This window comes from Aminobacter sp. NyZ550 (assembly GCF_025628925.2).
Lineage (GTDB): Bacteria > Pseudomonadota > Alphaproteobacteria > Rhizobiales > Rhizobiaceae > Aminobacter > Aminobacter ciceronei.
This window is the reverse complement of the sequence record NZ_CP114190.1, coordinates 4,904,781-4,920,314: the sequence shown is the minus strand read 5'-3', so window position 1 is coordinate 4,920,314 and position 15,534 is coordinate 4,904,781. Positions and strand designations below refer to the sequence as shown.

The following is a 15,534-nucleotide window of genomic DNA, read 5'->3' as shown; positions in this document are numbered from 1 at the left end:
CAAGCGGAGTTATCCATCATGCGTGTGTTCAGTGCCGTCCTTGCGACCGAGACCAACACCTTCTCGCCCATCCCCACCGGCCTTGGCGCCTTCGTTCATGGCGGCGACTACTATCCCGCCGGCCAGCATCCCGATCACATGACGCTGTATGGCGGCCAGCTCTGGGCGGCGCGCGAACGCGGGCGCCGCGAGGGCTGGACCTTGTTCGAAGGGCTGAGCGCCTCCGCCGAGCCCGGCGGCACCACGACCCGGCACGCCTATGAGACGCTGCGCGACCAGCTGCTCGACGACCTGCGCGCCGTCCTGCCGGTCGACATGGTCTTGATGTCGCTGCACGGCGCCATGGTCGCCGACGGTTATGACGATTGCGAAGGTGATATCCTCGCCCGCATCCGCGCGATCGTCGGCCCCGACACCGTTGTCGGCTGCGAGCTCGACCCGCACTGCCACATGACGTCGGAGATGGTCGACAGTGTCGACATCCTTCTGACCTACAAGGAATACCCGCACACCGACGTCTATGAATGCGGCGTCCAGCTCGTCGACCTCTGCCACCGCATCGCCACCGGCGAGATCAGGCCCAAGGCAGCGCTGGTCGACACCGGCATGGTCAGCCTGATCCGCACCACCACCGAGCCCGGCCTGTCGATCATCCGCGGCATCCGCGCCATGGAGCAGAAGGACAAGGTGCTGTCGGTGTCTATCGCGCAAGGCTTTCCGTGGGCCGATGTGCCCGAAATGGGCACACGCGTCGTCGTCTACACCGACGACAACGAGGATCTGGCGCAGTCGCTGGCGCAGCGCCTGGCCAACGACCTCTATGCCATGCGCGCCGAGATCGTGCCGCCGATGCCCGGGATCGACGAGGCGCTCGACCAAGCCCTCGTCGCGCCGGCAGGTACCGTCGTCATCGCCGATACCGCCGACAATGCCGGCGGCGGTGCCGCCAGCGACTCGACTTTCTTCCTCGCCCGCATGATCGCGCGCGGCATGTCGGATGCCGTCATCGGCCCGCTCTGGGATCCGATCGCCGTTCGCCTGGTGTTCGAGGCGGGCGAGGGCGCAGTGCTGCCGTTGCGCGTCGGCGGCAAGGTCGGGCCACGCTCAGGCGACCCCGTCGACGTCACCTGCCGCGTCGTCGCGCTCAAGCGCGACCACGTCATGACCGGCCTCGGCGGCGTGCCCCAGCCGATGGGCGACTGCGCCCTGATCGACTGCGGCGGCGTGGAGGTGCTGTTGGCTTCCGAGCGGTCGCAGGCGATCGACACCGACCTGTTCAGCAACATCGGCTGTGACCTCGGCACGAAAAGGATCGTCGTCGTCAAGTCGACCCAGCATTTCCGCGCCTCCTACGAAAAGGTCGCCAGCGCCGTGATCTACGCCGCCTCGGAAGGCACGCTGACCTCCAACCTCGCCAGCTTGCCGTACACCAGGATCAAGCTGCCGAAATGGCCGGTGACCGCGTAGTATTGCCGGATGAGCGGGCGATCTAGGTCGCCCGCTGTAGCTTGTCGTAGCGCTTGACCAGCCGGTCTCGTTTGAGCTTCGACAGCCGCTGGATCCAGAACATGCCGTCCAACTGGTCGATCTCGTGCTGGTGGCAGACGGCGAGCAGACCTTCCGCTTCCTCGGTGCGCTCGTTGCCCTGGAGATCCTGATAGCCGATGCGCACGCGTGCGTGCCGCCTGATCTCATCGGTCACACCAGGCATCGAGACGCTGCCTTCGGTGTGGAGCATCGTCTCCTCCGAGGCCGAGAGTATCCGCGGGTTGACGTAGGTCCTGGCGCTTTCAGGGCCTTCGAGCTCAAGCACCACCACCCGCCTGGCGATGCCGATATGCGGGGCGGTGATGCCGATGCCCGGTGCCGCGCGCATCGTGTCGAGCAGGTCGGCCGCCAACGCGCGCAATTCGTCGCCAAATGCCGTCACCGGCTCGGCGACGAGCTTGAGGCGCGGATCGGGAAATTTCACGATTGTCCGGATGGGCACGTCAGGTCTCCGCCTCGAGCAGGGTCCGGCAGGCGCATAACGCGAAAGTCACCGCGCGGCCAGCGCCGTGTGGCCGGAGAACAATGCACCTGCCTCGCGGCTCAACTGGTCGATCAACAGCCGCACGCCAGGCAGCATGCCGCGATGGGCGGCATAGACCAGCGAAATGTCGAGCCCCGGTCCGGCCCATTCCGGCAGCACCGGCACGGCCAGGCCACGCTCGACCATCTTGCGGCCGACGAATGTCGGCAGCCGACCGATGCCCAGCCCGGCCTCGATCGCCTCGGCGATGGCACGCACGCTGTTGGCCGACATGCGCGGCTTGAACTCGACTTTCGCCTGTTTCTGCGTCGCGTGTTGCAGCAGCCATTGCTGCGCATCGGCGGGTGAAATCTGCTCGCCGATCAGCGGATAGGTGTCGAGCGCCCTGGGGGTTAACGGCAGGCCTCGCTCGGCGACCAATGACGGCGCGGCAAACATTGAGGCCTCGGTGCTGCCGATCTTCCTGGCGATCAGCGTCGAGTCCTTGAGCTTGCCGACGCGGATGGCGAGATCGTAGCCCTCGGCGACGAGGTCGACATAACGGTCGGAGACGTCGATCTCGCAGCGCAGCTTGGGGTTGGCGGCGACGAAGCGCGCGACCAGCCGTCCCAGTCCGGCCTCGACCAGAACCGTCGACATCGTCAGCCTCAGCCGCCCCGACGGTTCCGCCACCGCCTGCGCCGCTTCCTTGGCGGCACGTTGCAAGGCATCGACGATCAGCCGGCCATGGGTCAGGAACCGCTTGCCCGGCTCGGTCAACGACGATCGCCGGGTCGTCCGCGCGATCAGCCTGATGCCGAGATGCTCCTCGAGCTCGGCCACGCGCTTGCTGACGGTTGCCAGCGGCAGTCCCATCGCGCGCGCCGCGGCGGTGAAGCTGCCCGTCTCGGCGACGCGGGTGAAAATCACCACGGCCTCGACCGGCGGCAGCCTTTCGTCCCTGGCAGCATTGGGGTGCTGATTATTCCTATTCATGGAGAGTCATTCCAGATTCGACAAATTATCTGCCTCGTCGGGATAATCTATCTTGTTCCCATGAACCAGATGTTTCCCCACTCCTCCTCACCCGAAGCCGGCACGCCGGCACAACCCGCGTCGTTGATGCTTCTCATCATCTGCGGCGCCCAATTCCTGGTGGTCATCGATGCCGTGGTCCTCATGGTTGCCGGCCCCGCGCTGGCGCAAGCCTTCGGCGCCACCGAGCGCGACCTGCAATGGGTCTTCAACGCTTATGCCCTGGCCTTCGGCGGCTTGCTGCTGCTGGCCGGCCGCGCCGGCGACCGCCTCGGCCACCGCGGCATGTTCGCCGCTGGCGCTGTCGTCTTCGCGCTCGCCTCGCTGATCGGCGGCTTGAGCATCTCGATGCCGATGCTGATTGCCGCCCGCGCCCTGCAAGGGGCGGGTGCCGCCTTGCTTGCCGCCAACTCACTGGCCTTGCTCACCCTGTACTATCCCAGCGGTCCGGCGCGGCTGCGCGCGCTCGGCCTGTTTGCCTCCTCGGCCACTGTCGGCGTCGCCTCGGGCACGCTGCTCGGCGGCTTGCTCACCAGCACCTTCGGCTGGTCGTCGGCACTTCTGATCAATGTCCCGCTCGGCCTCATCATGGCCTGGGCGACCCGCCGCGCCGGCGGCGGGACCGGTGACGATCAAATGCCTGCCGCCCCCATGGATTGGGCCGGAGCTGCCACCGCAACCCTCGGCTTCGGTGCGCTCACGCTTGCCATCGCGCAGACGTCGCACCCCACGCCGATCACCCTCGTCCTGTGGGGCGGTGCCGTCGTCCTGCTCACCCTCTTCGTTCTCATCGAACGGCGCAGCGCAGCCCCTCTGCTCGACCTCGACGTCCTGCGCAACCGCCCGGTCGCCGTTGCCAATGCCCTGATCTTCATCCACTCCGCTGGTCCACTGACCTCGCTGTTCTTCGGTTCGCTCTATTTCCAGCAGCTGCGTGGCCTCGATGCGCTCGAAACCGGGCTGCTGTTCCTGCCTTTCGCACTCGCCTCGATCGTCGGCGCCCGCCTGGCACCTGTCGCCATGGGCTACATGGCGCCGCGCGGCATCGCCGCCCTGGGTTTTGCCCTGATGAGCCTGTCGTCCCTGGCCCTGTCGTTTCTGCCTGTCGCTGCCGGGGAGCCATATCTGCTGCTCACCATCACAGCCTTTGCCATCGGCGGCTTCGGCTCGTCATTCTCCTTCGTCAGCCTCACCGAAGCCGCCACTGCCTCGGCCCGCAAGGGCGAAGCCGGTATGGTCTCCGGACTCACCAACACCTCGCTCCAGATGGGTGGCGCCTCGATCCTCGCCTTGCTGATATCAGTCGCTGCCACCATGCCGGCGGGAGCCGTCACTCACGCGACCACCTTCACCACCGCCGCCATCATCCTGCTTGCCGGTGCTGTCGCCGGTTTCTTCCTCTTTTCCACGTCGTCGCGCCCGGCCGCCTCGGCCGGCCGGTAATCCACGTCAAATCTCAGGAGACCAATATGCACCTCAATCGCAGGGAACTCGCCGCCATGTCCTTTTCCGCTCTCATGTTTGCAACAGACGAGCGCGCCGAAGCGGCGTCGCCCACAACCGAACCGGCGACCGCTGCCGCCTTCGACCCGCTTGACCTCGTCGATCCCGAGCTGCGCCCGATCCTCGATCACATCCCGCCGCTCGATCTCGGCATGGACACTCTCCAGGCGGTGCGCAGCGCCCAGTTCCCGCCGGCGCTGCCATTGCCGGCGATCCAGCCGCAGGATCGCTTCATCCAGGGCGGGGCCGGTTATCCGCGCCTGCGCGTCGTGGTCCTCGACCCCGCGCCGCGGGCAGCCGGCAAGCCGGCGGTCCTGCACATCCATGGCGGCGGCCTCGTCGTCGGCAAGCCGGAGGTGGCCATTCAGGAGCTGCAGCAGCTTGCAGCCGAGCTCGGCGCCGTCATCGTGTCTGTCGACTACCGCCTGGCGCCCGAGCATCCGTTCCCGGCCGGCCTGGATGACGCCTATGCGGCGCTCGAATGGATGCACCATTCGGCCGGCGAACTCGGCATCGACCCGGTCCGCATCGCCTTGCTCGGCGAAAGTGCCGGCGCCGGCCTTGCCGCCGCCGTCTCGCTCCGGGCGCGCGACCGTGACGACCTGCCCATCCGCTTCCAGGCGTTGCGCTACCCGATGCTCGACGACCGTACCGCCTTGCATCAGCCGCCGGCTCATGTCGGCACATTCATCTGGAACTGGCAGTCCAACGCCTTCGGCTGGGCTTCGGTGCTCGGGCGCAAGCCGGTGATGGAGGCCGCCCCCGAGGGCGCGGTGCCGGCGCGGGCAAAAAGCCTGCACGGTCTTCCCGAAACCTGGATTGGCGTCGGTACGCTCGATCTGTTCGCCCGGGAATCGATGGCTTTCGCCGGGCGACTCGTCGAGGCCGGCGTGCCGGTCGAACTGTCGGTCGTGCCGGGCGCCTATCATGGCTTCGACACCATGGTTCCCGAAGCGCGCGTTTCAGCAACCTTCATCGCCGGCTGGAAATCGGCGCTCCGGCGCGCCTTGCAGACCGCCTGATCAGCCCTGACTGCCCACGGCATCCGATGCCGCCGGCTACTCCCGCCGCTCGATGTCCCGGCGCAGGACGATCAGCGTCGTCAGGTCCTGCACGCTCGGATGGGTGGCGATGATGTCGCGCAGCGTGTTCAGCCGGTCGATCGACGGCACCTCGACCTCGACCATCAGGTCGAGCTGTCCGGTCACCGACGACACCCGCCGCACTTCCGAATAACGCGCCAACTGGTCGAGCACTCCGATCGACGGTGTCGAGACCAGCGTCACCATCAGGAAGGCCGACACCAGGCTGCTGTCCATCTGGCCGATATCGGCGCGATAGCCGCGGATGACACCGCTCTTTTCCAGCACAGCGACGCGTTCGCTGGTCGCACTGCGGGAGAGCCCGATGCGCCCGGCAAGCGTCTTCAGCGGGATGCGCGCTTCCTTCGACAGGATCCCCAGAATGTCCCTGTCCTTGGCGTCGAGTTCCTTCATTTCCCGCTTCCGATCTGCGCCGTTAAAGTGCCGGTCCATGCAGTCATAGTGCCGGTGCAACCGGCGCTTTGCCGGATGCCCGATTTTTCGGCCCGTGCCAAGCTCCGTCAACTGCAAATCCGGATAGACCATGACCGACGTGACCCATCCCGCGCCTGCATTCTCCTTTAGCGAGGCCGCCGAGTTGGCGTCGAGCCGGTTTGGCGTGAGTGGGCGCGTCGCAGCCCTCGACAGCGAGCGCGACCAGAACTTCAAGCTCTCGGCCGACGACGGCGCCCAGTGGATTCTCAAAATCATCAATGCCAGCGAGCCGGCCTCCGAAAGCGAATTTCAGGTCGCCTTGCTCGATCATCTCGCGCGCTCGGGCGTCGCCGCTCCCCGCCTCAAGCCGTCCGCCGACGGTGCGGCGCTCTCGGAAGCGACCGGTGCCTCGGGCGAGCGCCATGCGCTGCGGCTGGTGTCCTGGCTGCCGGGCCTGCCGCTGGCCGAAGCGGCGCGCACCCCGAAGCTGCTCGAAAATCTCGGCCGCGCGCTCGGCCGGCTCGACGGCGCGCTGCAGGGCTTCATCCATCCCGGCGCGATCAGGAGCTTCGACTGGGATATCCGCCAGGCCGGCGCCGCGCGCCAACGCCTGCACCATGTTCCCGATGTCGCCGACCGCGCGCTTTTGCGCCGCCTGCTCGACCATTTCGACGTCGCCGTGGCACCCCGTCTCGCCGGCCTGCGTGCCCAGGTCATCCACAATGACGCCAATGACTGGAACGTGCTCGTCGATGAGGACGACCACGACCGGGTTGCCGGCATCATCGATTTCGGCGACGCGCTCCATTCGCCTGTGATCGCCGAAGTCGCGGTCGCCTGCGCCTATTCGATCCTCGATGTCTCGGACCCGATCGGCGCCGCGGCGACCCTGGCCGCCGGCTTCCATGCCGAATATCCGCTGCGCGAGGATGAGCTCGACGTCCTGTTCGATCTCATCGCCATGCGCCTGGTCATTTCGGTCACGATGTCGGCGCAGCGCAAGGAAAAGACCGGCGACAATCCCTATCTCGCCATCTCGGAAGCGCCGGCCTGGCGGCTGCTGCGCCGTCTCGGCGCGATGAACCGTCGTTTCGCCACCGCCATTCTGCGCCACGCCTGCGGTTTCGACGCGACACCAGGCGCCCGCGCTGTCACTGCCTGGATAGAGGCCAACAAAAAGCGCTTCGCGCCTGTGCTCGACCGTCATCCGGCAATCCAGGTCAAGGCGCTGGTGCCTTATGGCGATCCGTCCCATCCGATGACCGTCACCTCCGCCGGCCAGCAGCCTGACAAGGCCACCGCCTGGTGGGATGCCTGGTGCGCCGAACACGGCGTCGAACTCGGCATCGGCCCCTGGGGCGAGGCGCGTACGGTCTATACCTCGGACATTTTCTGGTCGCGCTTCGTCGAGGGCGCCCGCCGGATCCATCATCTCGGCCTCGACCTGTTTTTGCCGGCAGGCACCAGGGTCTACACGCCGCTCGCCGCCACGGTCAAAAGCGTCGAGATCGAAGAAGACCCACTTGGCTATGGCTGCCTGATCGCGCTCGAACATGCCCCTGAGGGCTGCCCGCCCTTCGTCACGCTGTGGGGACATATGGCGCATGAGGCGATGGCGCGGCTGAAGCCGGGCGAGACGCTTGAAGCCGGCGCGCTGGTCGGTGAAATGGGCGCGCCGGCCGAGAACGGCGGCTGGGCGCCGCATCTGCATTTCCAGATCTCGACCGACCCCGATCTCGCCGCCCGCGACATTCTCGGCGTCGGCGAGGCGCGTTATCTCGACGTCTGGGCCGAGCTGTTCCCCGATGCCGCGACGCTTGCCGGCATCCCGCCCGAAACCTTTCACCAGACCGGCCGCACCCGCCCCGAGATCGTCGCCGCGCGGAAAACGTTGCTTTTGCCCAACCTGTCGATCTCCTATTCCGAGCCGATCAAGTTCGTGCGCGGCGAGGGCGCCTGGCTGATCGACGACCGCGGCCGCGCCTATCTCGACTGTTTCAACAATGTCTGCCACCTCGGCCACGCCCATCCCGATGTCGTTGAGGCCATCGTCACCCAGGCGGCAAAACTCAACACCAACACGCGCTACCTGCACGACGCCATCGTCACCTATGCCGAGCGACTGACAGCGACCTTGCCCGAGGGCCTGTCGGTCGCCTCCTTCGCCTGCTCCGGCAGCGAGGCCAATTCGCTCGCGCTGCGCATGTCGCGCACCTTGACCGGCAGCAACGACGCGCTGGTGCTCGACTGGGCTTATCACGGCACCACCCAGGAGCTGATCGACCTCAGCCCCTACAAATACAAGCGCAAGGGCGGCAAGGGCCGGCCGGCCCATGTCTTCGAGGCGACAATTCCCGATAGTTTTCGCGCGCCTGAGGATTGGCCGGTCGAGGAGCATGCAAAACGCTTCGCTGCAAGTATTGCCGAGCAGATCGAGACGATGCGCAGGCAGAACCGTGCACCGGCTTTCTTCATTGCCGAATCCATCCCCAGCGTCGCCGGCCAGGTGTTTCTCCCCGAGGGCTATCTCAAGGAGGTCTACGCCATGGTTCGCGCCGCCGGCGGCTTCTGTATCGCCGACGAGGTGCAGGTCGGCTTCGGCCGTGTCGGCAGCCACTGGTGGGCCTTCGAGACGCAGGGTGTGGTTCCTGACATCGTCACCATGGGCAAGCCGATCGGCAACGGCCATCCGATGTCGGCGCTGGTCACCACGCGTGACATCGCCGACCGCTTCAACAACGGCATGGAGTATTTCAATACCTTCGGTGGCAACCCGGTGTCCTGTGCCGCCGGTCTCGCCGTACTCGACGTCATCGAGCGGGATCGCCTGCGCGACAATGCCGCCGATGTCGGCGCCTATCTCGTCCAGCGCTTCAGGGAGATGCAGCAGCGTCACGAAATCATCGGCGACGTCAGGGGGCAGGGCCTGTTCCTCGGCATCGAGCTGGTCACCGACCGCAGGACCAAGGCGCCGGCAACCGCCTTCGCCCGCAAGGTCAATGACGGGGCGCGGGCGCGCGGCGTTTTGATCGGCACCGAGGGCCCGCACGACAACGTGCTCAAGATGCGCCCGCCGATGATCTTCAGCCGTGCCAATGCCGACCATCTTGTCGGCGTGCTCGAGGAGGCGTTCGCCGCGGCTTCGGTCGAAGGCGCGTAGCTCAAGGCCCGCGCGAAGCTCTCGCGCGGAGGGAATTAACGACAGGGGAATTCACCGACTTCCGGCGCCATCGCGCCGGCGGCAAGCAGAGGCTTTGCCTCAACACCAGAGGGAGGAATACATGAGGAAGACTATTGCCACGGCGCTGCTGCTCGGCTCGGCCGCGATGGCCGTGCCGGCCGCTGCCGACACCTTGGACATCGTCAAGCAGCGCGACAAGCTTACCTGCGGCGTCAGCCAGGGCGTTGCCGGTTTCTCGGCACCCGACGATGCCGGCAAATGGTCCGGCTTCGACATCGACTTCTGCCGCGCCGTGGCTGCCGCCGTGCTCGGCGATCCGGAAAAGGTCAGCTACGTGCCGCTGTCGACCAAGGAGCGCTTCACGGCGCTGCAGTCGGGCGGCGTCGATGTGCTGTCGCGCCAGACCACCTGGACGCTGTCGCGCGATTCCAGCCTCGGCATCCGTTTCGTCGGCACCGCCTATTATGACGGCCAGGGCTTCATGATCCGCAAGGCGCTCGGCGTCGACAGCGCGCTCAAGCTCGACGGCGCCACCGTCTGCACGGAGCAGGGCACGACCACAGAACAGAACGTCGCCGACTATTTCGGTGCTCACAAGATGAAGTACGAGCCGGTGGTCATCGATTCCGCCGACGGTATCATCAAGGCCTTCGACACCGGCCGTTGCGACGTCTACACGACCGATGCCTCGGCACTTTATGCCCAGCGGCTGAAGCTCACCGATCCCGCGGCCTATGTCGTCCTGCCGGAGATCATCTCCAAGGAGCCGCTCGGGCCGGCCGTTCGACAGGGCGACGACAAGTGGTTCAACATCGTGCGCTGGACGCTGTTCGCGCTGCTCGAAGCCGAGGAACTCGGCATCACCAAGGACAATGCCGAAGCCGGCCTGTCCTCGGATAATCCTGCCGTCAAGCGCTTCCTCGGCGCTGAGGGTGACAGCGGCCAGCAACTCGGTCTCGATCCGCGTTGGAGCTACAACATTATCTCCAAGGTCGGCAATTTCGGCGAGATCTTCGAGCGCAATCTCGGCCAGTCGAGCGAGCTCAAGATCGACCGCGGCATCAACGCCTTGTGGAATGCCGGCGGCCTGATGTACGCCCCGCCGGTGCGCTGATACCGTTCCTCCCCGGGGGCGCGCGTCAGCGCGGCCCCATCTCTTCCGATTGGAATTTCCACGTCGCGCGTCAGCGCGGCCCCGCCTTTTCCGCAGGGGTTTTCTGGTCGCGCATCGGCGCGGCCCCGACTATGCTGCCTCGCGAGAGTCCCGGCGCGTTTCGTCGGGCCGCAGCATAGGTGTTTGATGAGTTTAGCCGACCGCGTCCGCGTCAAGGATGTCAAAGTCCTGTCCGATGACTGGTATCTGTTGAAGAAGACGGTCTTCGAGTATCGCCGCAACGACGGCGAATGGCAGCTGCAGAGCCGGGAGACCTACGACCGCGGCAACGGCGCCACCATCCTGCTCTATGATCCCGCTCGCCGCACCGTCGTTCTCGTCAAGCAGTTCCGCTACCCGGCTTTCGTCAGCGGCTACGATGACATGCTGATCGAGACGCCGGCCGGCCTGCTCGACAATGCCGGCCCCGAGGAGCGCATCCGCGCCGAGACCGAGGAAGAAACGGGCTTCCGCGTCCGCGACGTTCGTCGCGTCTTCGAGGCCTTCATGAGCCCCGGCGCCGTCACCGAGCGGATCTATTTCTTCGTCGGCCGCTACGAGCCGGGCGACCGCATCTCCGAAGGCGGCGGCCACGAAGGTGAGGGCGAGGACATCGAGGTGCTGGAGGTCGGCATCGACGAGGCACTCGCCATGATCGCCGACGGCCGCATCTGCGACGCCAAGACCATCATGCTGCTGCAATACGCAGCGCTTCACCTTTTGCGCGGAGCCTAGCGCCGATGTCGACCATCGCCCGGGAGCTTGGCATATCCTTCGGCACGTCGCCGTCAGGACCTCTCAACGCCATCACCGACGTGGCTGGCGTGGCCGTTGGCCACCGCACCATCCGCTCCGGCGACCTCAACACCGGCGTGAGCGCGATCCTGCCCCATGGCGGCAACCTGTACCGCAACAAGGTGCTGGCCGCCTGCGATGTCATCAACGGCTTCGGCAAGAGCGCCGGCCTGATGCAGGTCGACGAGCTCGGCACGATCGAGACGCCGATCCTGCTCACCAACACCTTTGGTGTCGGCACCTGCGCCAACGCGCTGATCCGCGCGGCGGTTCAGGAGAATCCTGACATCGGCCGCGAGACGTCGACGGTCAATCCCGTTGTCATGGAGTGCAATGACGGCCATCTCAGCGACATCCAGGCGCTTGCCGTCTCCGAGGACGATGCCCGCGCAGCCCTTGCGGCAGCTGCGTCCGGACCGGTCGCCGAAGGCAATGTCGGCGCCGGCACAGGCATGAGCTGCTTCGGTTTCAAAGGTGGCATCGGCACTGCCTCGCGCCGGATTGAACTGGCCGGCAGCGCGCATCATGTCGGCGTTTTGGTGCTGACCAATTTCGGCCGCGCCGGCGATCTGATTTTGCCGGATGGACGTCGCCCCGACCCCCGTTCCAAGGCAGAGGCGGAAAAAGGCTCGGTCATCGTCATCCTCGCCACCGACATCGCGCTGGAACACCGACAGCTCAAGCGCGTCGTCCGCCGCTGCGGTGCAGGCTTGGCAAGGCTGGGCGCCTATTGGGGGCATGGCAGCGGCGACATTGCGCTCGGCTTCTCGACTGCCCGGACCTTCGACCATGACGAGCGTGCCGACTTCGTTTCCGTCTCCGCCCTCAACGAAAACCGCATCGACCGCCTGTTCCGCGCAGCAGTCGAAGCAACCGAGGAGGCGGTGGTGAACTCGATGTGTGCAGCCGAGGTCATGCATGGCCGCGCCGGGCATGTCAGGCCGTCGCTGGCGGGTTGGTTGCGAGAGCGAGGTTAGGTCACCTGTGGAGCCGATCAGCCGATCGGGAAGCGCACGCCGTCCATTTGACTACCGTGCCACCAGAAGCGCCGACGTTGCCTGAAATGCCTCCCTACCACGCGGATACATCTGAAACGCCGGTGGCGTCACGCCAGCTGAGGCGAACTCATGGTCCGCTCGGGCGCTTGGCGTTGATCAACGTAGAGAGCTATTTCGGCGATCGAGAACCTGCCTCTTCGTCGGCAAGGAACGGGTCGATAGGCGTGAAAAGAATCTGTGCGGCGCGTTCTAGCGTGCCGCCCGTTAGGATGAAGTGATCCCTAATCTCGACCAACCGCTCTCTCGGATAGTGAACGGTCTTGATGCTACGATCTTTGAAGAGGGCGGTGCTATCCCTTCTGACTGGCTTACCAGATGCGACGTTGGCGTTTCCTTTGCGAACGTGCCACGCAAGCAGGTCTGCGGCCTGTCCGGGATATGAAGCGTCCTTGTCAAAGAATGAGTGGCTGATTACTGGCGGGCGCCCTTTGTTCCGCCAGACGGCCTCATCTTGGATTGCGAACTGGAGCAGATCGTTTGCTCTGGATTGCGTCTTGTAGCCTTGCTCGAAAGAGAGCGATAGAGATTGTTGTGGCCTGTTTGTGATGCACCATTTGGACACTTGAAGTAAGGCGCTCCACAGTAGGAAGCTGTACGCGTCGCAGCCGAAGCCGCCGTCCTCCAAAATCTCGCGGTACTCCTCCTGCAACACCACATACGCTGCGCCGTGCAGAGGGTGCTTTCGGGCAATAGCAATCGCACCCTTTGCGGCCTCAATGCGTTCTGGCTTGGTGAGGTGAGAGAATACATTTTCAGGCGATAGCGGATCGTCCGCATTGCACTCCGTCATGTGGAAGTAGGGCAGTCGGTAGGTTTCGAGCAGCTTCGCCCATTCGTCTTCTAAGCCGCGAAGTCCGTCCTCCTCGAAGATGTAACCTGCCACGGTTAGCACTCCGTGGCCGACCTTCTGTTCAGCGCTCTCGTCAAAATAGGCGTGGATCAAGACAGTCAGACCTTCTCCGCCCGCAGCCGGAAGATCGGCAACTGGTCTCTGTTGGGCTTAGATGTTAGCCCGGCAACGGCTGCCGCGCCAAGCGCCAGAACTCTTCAGGTTCTTCGAGCAGATGTGTGAGCCCGACACGCTCGAAGGCGAGTGCTGCCTGCTCGGCGGCATCGGCGAGAATGTCGTCTGCGTCGAGATGGTCGGTCTTGCGGCCGCGCATCAGGACCTTGCCGTTGACGATGACGGTGTCGACGTCGGCGGCATTGGCGAAGTGGGCGATGCGCGTCACCGGCATGACGGGCGGATAGAGATGCGGCTTGCGCATGTCGACCAAAACGATGTCGGCCTTCTTGCCAGGCTCCAGCGAGCCCAATTCCTTCTCCAGCCCGAGCGCCCTGGCGGCGTCGATCGTCGCCATTTCGATCGTCTTGCCGGGCGGCAGATAGGCCGGGTCGCGGAAGTGGCGGCGGTGGTAGTGCATGCATTGCGCCATGTGGCGGAACATGTCGTAGCCGCGGTCGGGGGCGGCCGCGTCAGAGCCGAGGCAGACATTGATGCCGGCCTCGATCAATTCAGGCACCGGGCAGCGACCATAGACCGACATGATGGCGCTCGGATTGTGGATGATCGACGCACCGGTCTCCTTCAGTGCCGCAAAATCTTCCTCGGTGAGGTCGACGCTGTGACCCAGCAGCGCGAACTCACCGAGGACACCAAGATCGCGCGCCAGCGCGATCGACCCGTCGCGATGGCCGTCCTGGGTGAACAGCACGCCCTTGCGACGGCGTAGATCCATGATTGCTTCGCCCATCTCGACGACCTGCCGGCGGGCATCGGCATCCGCCAGTTGGGCGGCGTAATAGACCGGCATGACCAGGCACACGCCGGTGCCGCGGTCGAGCAGGTCGTTCCAGCGGTCGATCAGGATTTCGCTGACTTCGAGCTGGCGCTCGAAGCTGACGGACACGTCCCTTGCCTCTCCGCTCTGCGAAAACTGGTGATAGGTCCTGGGGAAGGGCGGCCGGCCGGGGCCGACCGCCATGAAGGTGCGCAGCCCGGATTCGGCGGTCGCACCGCAATGCGCGTCGCCATAGATGGGATCGTCGGTGCGGTAGATATCGGCGCCGCCGCCGAGCAGCGTCATGCCAGTGGTGATGCCGCCGCGCAGGCGTTCGAGCTGGGTCATGCGCGCCTCGGCACGCCAGAAGGCCGGGGTCGAACCGCGCGCATAGATTTCCTCGCAGGCGTCGAACCATGTGTCGAGGCCGGCGCCCGCATTGCGCACCAGTCCGTGGCCGGCATGTGAATGGCTGTCGATCAGTCCAGGCATCGCCACCATGCCGTTACAGTCCATGACTTCCCTTGCGCCGGCAGGCTCGGCTTCGCCGTCGCCGCCGATGGCGCTGATGCGGTCGCCTGTAACCGCGATCCAGGCGCGGTCGATTACTCGGCGTTGCGGGTCGACGGTGATCGCCGTCACGTTACGGACGAGGATGTCAGGCTGCGTCATGTCACTGCTTTCCAATGTCGGCGGGCGATATTGCCTGGTCGCGGAAGCTCCGGGCCAGATGTCCGCAAGCCATGCTCAAACCGGGGCTACAGTCCCAGAATGTCTTCCAGGTCGCGCGCGACCACACGTTCGCTTTCGAGATCGAGCTGGTTTTCGATATGGGCGAGGTGGTGGTGCATGACGGCAAGTGCCGCCTTGGCGTTGCGCGCGGTGATGCTCTGTACGATCGCCGCATGCTCGTCCGGGCCGCAGTTCTGGATTTCCTTCTGCTGGTACATCGCCATGATCAGCGACGTCCGCGAAACCAGGTCGCGCAGCAGGGTGGCGAGGATCTGCGATTGCGCCAGCTCGGCGATCAGCATGTGGAACGCGCCCGAAAGCCTGATCGCGCCGGCGAGGTCGCCGCCCTGGTGGGCCTTGCGTTCCTGGTCGACATGTTCGCCCAGCCGGGCGATGCCGGCGGCGTCGATGGTGGCGCACAGCCGCTCGACCAGCCGCTCCTCGATCGTGCGGCGGGCGAAGAACACGTCGCGCGCTTCCTCGATCGACGGTTTCGATACGAAGGCGCCGCGATTGGGAACCAGTGTGATCAGGCCGTCGCGGGCGAGGTTCTGCAGCACATGGCGGATGCGCGCCCGGCTGGCACCGAAGATGTCGGCAAGCTGTTCTTCTTTCAGCCGCGTGCCGGGGCCGATCTGCCGCTCGGCAATGGCGCTCCAGATCTTCTCGTAGATTTCCTGGTCGGTGGCATGCCGCATGCGTGCGTCAGCGTCCATCCAATCCTCCTCCCACTCGTCCCGAAATGCAGCTTCAGCCTATTCAAACCTA

The 15,534-nt window shown here is 65.5% G+C and carries 13 protein-coding genes; 7 read left to right on the top strand and 6 right to left on the bottom strand.

Annotated features, from left to right (window positions below):
- Positions 1-18 precede the first annotated feature (18 nt).
- On the top strand, positions 19-1,467 hold the full coding sequence (locus N7E70_RS24455) for a M81 family metallopeptidase (RefSeq protein ID WP_263007910.1): 1,449 nt from the start codon (positions 19-21) through the stop codon (positions 1,465-1,467).
- Positions 1,468-1,489: 22 nt separating this feature from the next.
- Here the strand turns inward: N7E70_RS24455 and N7E70_RS24450 are convergent, their stop codons facing one another.
- Entirely contained in the window at positions 1,490-1,990 is a 501-nt protein-coding gene (locus N7E70_RS24450; RefSeq protein ID WP_263007909.1) for a peptide deformylase, read from the bottom strand.
- Positions 1,991-2,038: 48 nt separating this feature from the next.
- A complete protein-coding gene (locus N7E70_RS24445; protein WP_263007908.1) occupies positions 2,039-3,007 on the bottom strand; it encodes a LysR family transcriptional regulator in 969 nt (322 codons plus the stop codon).
- 126 nt (positions 3,008-3,133) lie between these two features.
- Here N7E70_RS24445 and N7E70_RS24440 point away from each other — a divergent pair, with 126 nt between their 5' ends.
- Together N7E70_RS24440 and N7E70_RS24435 are read left to right on the top strand one after the other, a co-directional pair.
- Positions 3,134-4,489, top strand: coding sequence for an MFS transporter (locus N7E70_RS24440; protein ID WP_263007907.1), 1,356 nt, complete (start codon positions 3,134-3,136; stop codon positions 4,487-4,489).
- Positions 4,490-4,515: 26 nt separating this feature from the next.
- The gene (locus N7E70_RS24435) at positions 4,516-5,571 is read left to right on the top strand and encodes an alpha/beta hydrolase (RefSeq protein ID WP_263007906.1); all 1,056 of its coding nucleotides are present in this window, start codon (positions 4,516-4,518) and stop codon (positions 5,569-5,571) included.
- A 36-nt stretch (positions 5,572-5,607) separates the two neighbouring features.
- On the opposite strand, the gene N7E70_RS24430 is transcribed toward N7E70_RS24435, so the two are convergent.
- On the bottom strand, positions 5,608-6,045 hold the full coding sequence (locus tag N7E70_RS24430; protein WP_263007905.1) for an Lrp/AsnC family transcriptional regulator: 438 nt from the start codon (positions 6,043-6,045) through the stop codon (positions 5,608-5,610).
- Between the two features lie 130 nt (positions 6,046-6,175).
- On the opposite strand from N7E70_RS24430, the gene N7E70_RS24425 reads away from it, so the two are divergent.
- The 4 genes from N7E70_RS24425 (at position 6,176) to N7E70_RS24410 (ending at position 12,172) form a co-directional block, all read left to right on the top strand.
- A complete protein-coding gene (locus tag N7E70_RS24425) occupies positions 6,176-9,226 on the top strand; it encodes an aminotransferase class III-fold pyridoxal phosphate-dependent enzyme (protein WP_263007904.1) in 3,051 nt (1,016 codons plus the stop codon).
- Between the two features lie 121 nt (positions 9,227-9,347).
- Positions 9,348-10,361: an amino acid ABC transporter substrate-binding protein gene (locus N7E70_RS24420; RefSeq protein WP_263007903.1), complete on the top strand. Its 1,014-nt coding sequence runs from the start codon at positions 9,348-9,350 to the stop codon at positions 10,359-10,361.
- A gap of 186 nt (positions 10,362-10,547) precedes the next feature.
- Positions 10,548-11,135 (top strand): NUDIX domain-containing protein, encoded by a 588-nt coding sequence (locus tag N7E70_RS24415; protein WP_263007902.1) that lies wholly within the window; start codon positions 10,548-10,550, stop codon positions 11,133-11,135.
- 5 nt (positions 11,136-11,140) lie between these two features.
- Positions 11,141-12,172 carry a DmpA family aminopeptidase gene (locus N7E70_RS24410; protein ID WP_263007901.1) on the top strand — a complete coding sequence of 344 codons (1,032 nt, stop codon included), beginning with the start codon at positions 11,141-11,143 and terminating at the stop codon, positions 12,170-12,172.
- 190 nt (positions 12,173-12,362) lie between these two features.
- Here N7E70_RS24410 and N7E70_RS24405 read toward each other — a convergent pair whose 3' ends face one another.
- The 3 genes from N7E70_RS24405 to N7E70_RS24395 all read right to left on the bottom strand — a co-directional run bounded on the left by N7E70_RS24405 (position 12,363) and on the right by N7E70_RS24395 (position 15,482).
- A complete protein-coding gene (locus N7E70_RS24405) occupies positions 12,363-13,196 on the bottom strand; it encodes a DUF3800 domain-containing protein (RefSeq protein ID WP_263007900.1) in 834 nt (277 codons plus the stop codon).
- Positions 13,197-13,260: 64 nt separating this feature from the next.
- Positions 13,261-14,706 (bottom strand): amidohydrolase family protein, encoded by a 1,446-nt coding sequence (locus N7E70_RS24400; RefSeq protein WP_263007899.1) that lies wholly within the window; start codon positions 14,704-14,706, stop codon positions 13,261-13,263.
- Positions 14,707-14,792: 86 nt separating this feature from the next.
- Entirely contained in the window at positions 14,793-15,482 is a 690-nt protein-coding gene (locus N7E70_RS24395; protein ID WP_263007898.1) for a GntR family transcriptional regulator, read from the bottom strand.
- Positions 15,483-15,534: the final 52 nt, after the last annotated feature.